This window comes from Pedobacter sp. 01N416 (assembly GCF_056399685.1).
This window is the reverse complement of record NZ_JBFTRT010000009.1, coordinates 23,318-29,484: the sequence shown is the minus strand read 5'-3', so window position 1 is coordinate 29,484 and position 6,167 is coordinate 23,318. Positions and strand designations below refer to the sequence as shown.

Below are 6,167 nucleotides of genomic sequence, written 5' to 3'. Positions count from 1 at the left end.
GGGTAAAGACTTTGCAAAAAAGAAATTCAGCGTATTATTTAAAAAGTGAGGATTAATCTGTGCACGGAGAAAGGAATTTTCGGTATCAAACTTTTCTTTTTCTATTATTTTTAACTCTTTTTCACGTTTAATGGATTGGCGGAAATAAAATAAACTAAAGGATAAAAGGGCATATTTAATAAACTTGTATAGATTTAAAGTGATAAAATCGAAGAATTGAAATGCCCTTGGTGTAGGCCCATCTGGCCAAACAAAAGGCCTGATGTAATAGCCAGTAATGTACCAAAAAATAGCATAAGAAGCATGTACCAAAATTAAACCAATAATTAATCGCCACGCTTTTAAAGGATAGGTATAGAGGGAATAAATATACCAACATAAATAAAAGGCATATATATCGGGCAAGTAAGTAAAGAAGAAATAAAGGATGCCTGTTGAATAAGCTTTAGGTGACTTGAAAAGACCCGCTAGAATAGTCAGCACAATATATCCTAACCACAAGCTTATATGATAGATGATTAATCGATGCTTTTTGAGAAATTCTAACTTGCTTATCATTTTACAATTAATTGGGATAATTAAATTATTTATCGCGTTTTATATTTATTGGGTAGGGTTAAGCTAAGTGCATAGAAATCATCCTGATCATTTATACTTAATTTAAAATAAGCCCCATAATAACTTTTAAGTCTTTTTTGTAAATTTTCGAGACTTGTTCCATTAGAGGATTTATTTTGTTTACTATATTTTTTATTAAAAGTTTTTATTATAAGGGTTCTATCTTCCTCAATTTTCAAACTAATCAGAGCGCCAGCGCCTTGATTAATGCAATCTCCATGTTTCAAAATGTTCTCAAGTAGGGTAACCAAGGTTAGGGGGACAATTGTAGCATTTTGTGCATCCCCTTCAATTTTTAGATCTATACACAAACGATTGTTAAGACGTAATTTATTGATATTGATGATGTTTCTTGCATGTTCTATTTCGTCCATTAGGGGCATCAACTGATTATTTTGATCTATTTGTAGTGAATAGCGCATAATCTCTGATAATGTCATTATTCCGTTTGACAATTCTTCGGACAGTGGCAATGATTTAGCGTAAAAAAAGTTCAAAGTATTGTTTAAAAAGTGTGGATTTATCTGAGCCCTTAAAAAAGCATATTCAATTTCTAATTTTTCGTTTTGTATTTGCCTTAAGCGCTTTTGATGCCTGAGCGTTTTTTTGAAATATTGAAATCCGAATGCCACAATGTTACACTCAATAAAAATATAAAATATAACTGCAATAAATTGCCAGAATATAAATTCTGATGTTGGCGTGTAATCTTTGCCAAGCTGCGGCAGTATCCAGTAATCTACCACATACCAAACTATTGTATAGGTAATAAATATTAAAATTATAGATACAATTAGTTTGGTTACTTTAATTGGTTCTAAAAATTTGGAATAAGCATACCAACTTATATAGAATCCGTATAATGTTGGAATGTTTAATATTAAAATATCGGTAAGTAAGTTTTCCCATACATTAGCCACATAATTTGGATTCCTTGAAAAGCGCAAAATTATGTTTAAAGCTGTAAAAGCTATCCAAAAGTAGATATGGTATAACAGTACTGTATGTTTTTTGAGTAAAAGCAAAATTTACAATTTATAATCTTTAACAAATTTTATCCAGTCCTTAACATTTGCAGGTATTTCTACATCGGGTTTAATACCGATATTGGCTTTTTCTTTGTTCGCGATAAGTAATCTTGCCGGTGGATAAACTAGTGTAAAAAAAATACAAGGCATTTGGGTTTCTACGCGTTCGAGGTAGTTAATGGAACCTGAACTATTGGTGCCATAAAGTTTAACTTTTGTACTCTGTTTAGCTTGTAAAATAAAGAGTTCTGCACTACTAACCGATTTTTTGTTCATTAAAATGGATACACGCTGAGGATTTTTTAATATAGAGTTGTACTTGATAGTATCAGCACGGTAAAGCAGATACATTTCGCCACGATGTGCTTTTAGGTTAGCTACTTTTTTTATATAACTTTCCTTTATATCGCCAGAAGTTAAGTTTATAATTCGTTCATATCCATCTTTAATATTATCATCTGTGGCTAACACCTGTGCTTCCTCTGTTAAAATTGGATTGGTATACAGGTAAGGTAGTATTTCTCCGAAAGCACTTGCAGCTCCGCCAGCATTATTTCTTACATCGATAATTAAATGCTCGGTATTTTGTAGTACTGAAGCATTTTTAATCATCAAACTATCTGTCTCCTTTTTAAGCTCAATGGAAAAACTAGGGATAGTTAAAAGACTTGTTTTGTCATCGAGATTTTTAAATTTAGGATTGTTTATTCCCAGCTGAGATCTTTGCTCAAGCGGTGTATTTTTGTAGAATTTACCAAGCTCATTTAGATTAATGGTATCTTTTAGTAAGTCCATTTTGGCTAGGTAATCTGAGTGATCTCTGGCGAGAAAATAGGTGAAATTATAAGCTTGATTTATTTTTTTTACCTTGAATTTAATTTGTTGTGGAGACCAAAATATTCCATCAGCTTTAATCACGAACCCAATAAACTCATTATGGATTAAACTATCGCGAACTATACCAAGTTTGAAAATATTAGATTCATGATTCCAAATGCCTTCTATATTATCTACAGATCTTTTAGGATTATTTAAATAAGATTTTAGTTTATCTTCAGTCCAATTCGTTTTCGCTTCTTTTGAGAAAAAATGAATAATAGAATCTTTTGGTTGATTCGTGTTAAATAAAACAGTCATATGCTTGTCTTTAAAAAAGTCAAGCCACTCTCTGCAAAGAGAAATACATTTATTACTTTCAGTTTTATTCGCTATTTTTTGAAGGCTATCCGTAAAATGCTCAAATTGTTTTTGATTCAATTTATTAACCTTGTCATTATAGCCAACATAGTTTTTCTTAATTCTTTGCACCATAAATTCAAAATTATCCGAACAATTACAAACCTGTGCCCCACAATTAATCGAGAGAAATAGACAAAGTAATAAATATATAATTTTCATAATTTTTTTATCAACTTAATAAAGTTAGTAGAAAGTAGTTGATTGGTTTCCTGAAGAATAAATTGAATTAAGTTAAAGAGAAATAGTTTGGTTAAGAGTCTCATTGCAAATATTGGTGCCTGTTGAAACAGGGTTTTCAGTAGTTGGATTACTCCCTCCGTTAATTTTTCTCATCTGCTCTTTACTCAAATTGGCAATTGATTTTTTCTTAAAAAGAAACACGGTCTTTTTTTCTAATTTTTTGTTTTTCATAATTGTAATGATAGATAGTTAAATAAATGTGCTTAAAAGTGTTGTTTCTGAATGTAATAGTGAAAAATTATACACCAAACAGCCGTTTGTCTGTACCAAACCAATAGATTGTATAGTTTAAATAGTGAATCGTTATTTAGTTTTATACTTCTTTACAAAATCAATCCAATCGGCGGTATCGGCAGGTATTTCTACATCGGGTTTAATCCCAATGTTATCTAAAGGATAATCTGGTAATCTTAAAGATTTACAGGTAGGGTAATAAAGCGTGTAGAATTTACATGGCATTTCTACTTTTACAAATTCAGTATAATCTACAGCACCAGACGAATGTTCACCATATAATTTTACCTTTTTACTTTGTTTGGCTTCTAGTAAAAACAATTCGGCAGCACTTCCTGTACCGGCATTAAAGAGAAATGAAACGCGCTCTGGATTTTTATAAACCTTAGCATAACCACTATCTTTAATGTTGTCTGGCGTTGCTAAAACATATCCTCCTTCTTTTAGTATAGGGTTGGTATAGAGGTATGGCATTAACTTTTCGTATACCAAAACAGAGCCACCACTGTTATTTCTTAAATCGACAATTAAATGTTTGGTGTTTTTTAATATGTTTTCATTCTTCTTAATAAGTGTAGCTGTGGGGGCCACATAATCTAATTTGCCGAAAGATGGCATTTCAAAGATGGCCGTTTCATTGTCCAAAACCCGGAATTTTGGTGAGAGATCAATTTCTTTTACAGGCAAAGCAGCTAGAAAAGGTTTGGGCGCTTTAACCCACTTACCGAATATCCCAAAATTTAATATATCGCCATGTTTTGATAATACCGGGTGTTGTTCCGAATGGTCTCCACCAGCGAAGAAAATAGTTTGATACTGATTGTCCTTTTTTGCCAATCTAAATTTGACCTGTTGTGGCATCCATCTTATGGAATCGGCCTTTAATATAAACCCCATAAACTCATTGGGTTTGGTATCTTTAATGATTCCAACTTCATATATGCCAACGCTCCAAATTCCTTCAATGCTATCGAGAATTTCTTTGTTCTGTACGAGGTAAGATTTAAATGCGTTTTCCGTCCAATTGGTTTTTTCTTCCATAGCAAAAAACTTTCTTACGGAATCTGGATTCAATTTATCAAAATCCATCCCAAATGATATGTGTTTATCTTTGAAAAAACTTAACCATTCGCGGCATAAGCTTAAACATTTATAAGGTGTGGATTGATTGGCTACCTGTTGCAGACTATCAGTAAATTTTTTAAACTGCTGGCTATTTGCAGGTGTTACTTTATCGGAATAACCTACATAATTTTTAGAAATCCTTTCTGTTAAGTAATTGAAATTATCACCGCAATTACAGTTCTGTGCTTGTAAATTATAAAATGGAAATAAGAGCAATAAATAGAAGATAATTTTTTTCATAGTTTTCAGTTACAATTATAGTCGATATTTATACTTAAAGGATAAACTATTTTAAAATACATATTTGTCTTATATTTTGTGTAGGAAATGTAAGATTTGGGGTAGCGTCAGTTTCATTCAATATTGGCTATTTCAGCTGTTATAACCTCTTTTCGTCCTTATGAAATACCCTTTGGTGTATCTTTTTTTTTGATTGAAATTTAATATCCAATACTTGTTTCATGTTAGACCAACATAGGCGGAACCTGAAAAGCCTGAAAAGAGTAGGAAACAAAAATTTAAATTAAACGAAATGAAAAAATTAGAATTAGAAAGCTTTGATGTTCAGGAGTTAGATGCTAAAGAAGTCAATAAGATTGATGGTGGAAATTGGTGGTTAGTTGGATACGGAATTTATTTATATGATAATAGGGAAAGATTTATTGAAGGGGTAAAAAAAGGATTACAGGATTTTAATTAGAAGATAAAAGAAATGAAAAATTTACAAAATAATCAAMTCGACTCTATGGGACTGTCTATTTTGGRAAACCATGAGCTAACAAATATTAATGGTGGAGATAAAGGCGACGCTGCAGAGTTAATTGGTAGATCATATGTATGGACAATGGCACATTTCCTAACTGGAGGAGCTAGTACAATTTATTTAATTGCACATAATTTATAATTTATTAAACCGAGTTGTAAATTTAAAATGAATTTACAACTCGGTTTTTAATAGAATGATAAAATAGAAAAATATAGAAAATTCGTTAACGAAGAGAAATGAAAATTTAATCAATACCATTTTTATACTCTTGCTCTTATTTATATTTCTTTATGATATAGAGTCGAATTTTTAAATGGGATGTTTGCAGAAATAAACGATTTTGTTAAATAATCAGTTACTTCATAACAGATAAGACATATTATCTCTGTTCAAAAGGATCTGAATTGTACGAAGGTATTTAACCTATGAAATATTTAGTACTGATGTGTGCTGATATTTTATAGGTTTTTTTGCAAATTCTTCGGCGCTCAATTCCAAAGCCCTTATAGCTATCGAACTAAATCCATCGCTAGTTCTTTTAGTATAACTTTTCGATTAAGGATTTTTTTATATCGTTAATTGTATTAACGTGCTGTTTTTTCGTCCTTAAGAAATACCATTTGGTGTATCTTTTTTTCTTAATGAATTCTAAAACTAGATACTTGTTTCATGTTAGACCAACATAGGCAAAACCTGAAAAGCCTTTAACGAGTAAGGAATAAAATTTAAATTAAACGAAATGAAAAATTTAGCATTAGAAAATTTTGGCGTTCAGGAATTGGGCGCTAAGGAAATGAAAAAAATTAATGGCGGCATTATTCCTGCAATTATAGCAGCGGGAGTAGCAGTTTGTGGAGGAGCATGGTTCCTTGGAGAGAAAATGGGTAGAACGTTGTATAATCAATTACATTAATAAT

At 31.2% G+C, this 6,167-nt stretch carries 8 protein-coding genes; 3 read left to right on the top strand and 5 right to left on the bottom strand.

Going from position 1 to position 6,167, the window contains the following annotated elements:
- From AC1DND_RS01215 to AC1DND_RS01195, 5 genes are all read right to left on the bottom strand, one after another.
- Positions 1–501 (bottom strand): LytS family sensor histidine kinase (locus AC1DND_RS01215; RefSeq protein WP_477578426.1); only part of this gene is annotated, 501 nt, incomplete at its 3' end.
- An 86-nt stretch (positions 502–587) separates the two neighbouring features.
- Entirely contained in the window at positions 588–1,643 is a 1,056-nt protein-coding gene (locus AC1DND_RS01210; RefSeq protein ID WP_477578424.1) for a sensor histidine kinase, read from the bottom strand.
- A gap of 3 nt (positions 1,644–1,646) precedes the next feature.
- Complete coding sequence (locus AC1DND_RS01205; protein ID WP_477578422.1) at positions 1,647–3,044, bottom strand: S41 family peptidase; 1,398 nt, start codon at positions 3,042–3,044, stop codon at positions 1,647–1,649.
- A gap of 72 nt (positions 3,045–3,116) precedes the next feature.
- Complete coding sequence (locus AC1DND_RS01200) at positions 3,117–3,296, bottom strand: hypothetical protein (protein WP_477578420.1); 180 nt, start codon at positions 3,294–3,296, stop codon at positions 3,117–3,119.
- Positions 3,297–3,428: 132 nt separating this feature from the next.
- On the bottom strand, positions 3,429–4,724 hold the full coding sequence (locus AC1DND_RS01195) for a S41 family peptidase (RefSeq protein WP_477578418.1): 1,296 nt from the start codon (positions 4,722–4,724) through the stop codon (positions 3,429–3,431).
- Positions 4,725–5,016: 292 nt separating this feature from the next.
- On the opposite strand from AC1DND_RS01195, the gene AC1DND_RS01190 reads away from it, so the two are divergent.
- The 3 genes from AC1DND_RS01190 (at position 5,017) to AC1DND_RS01180 (ending at position 6,163) form a co-directional block, all read left to right on the top strand.
- Complete coding sequence (locus AC1DND_RS01190) at positions 5,017–5,184, top strand: ComC/BlpC family leader-containing pheromone/bacteriocin (RefSeq protein ID WP_477578417.1); 168 nt, start codon at positions 5,017–5,019, stop codon at positions 5,182–5,184.
- 12 nt (positions 5,185–5,196) lie between these two features.
- Entirely contained in the window at positions 5,197–5,388 is a 192-nt protein-coding gene (locus AC1DND_RS01185; RefSeq protein ID WP_477578415.1) for a hypothetical protein, read from the top strand.
- A 601-nt stretch (positions 5,389–5,989) separates the two neighbouring features.
- Entirely contained in the window at positions 5,990–6,163 is a 174-nt protein-coding gene (locus AC1DND_RS01180; protein ID WP_477578413.1) for a class IIb bacteriocin, lactobin A/cerein 7B family, read from the top strand.
- Positions 6,164–6,167: the final 4 nt, after the last annotated feature.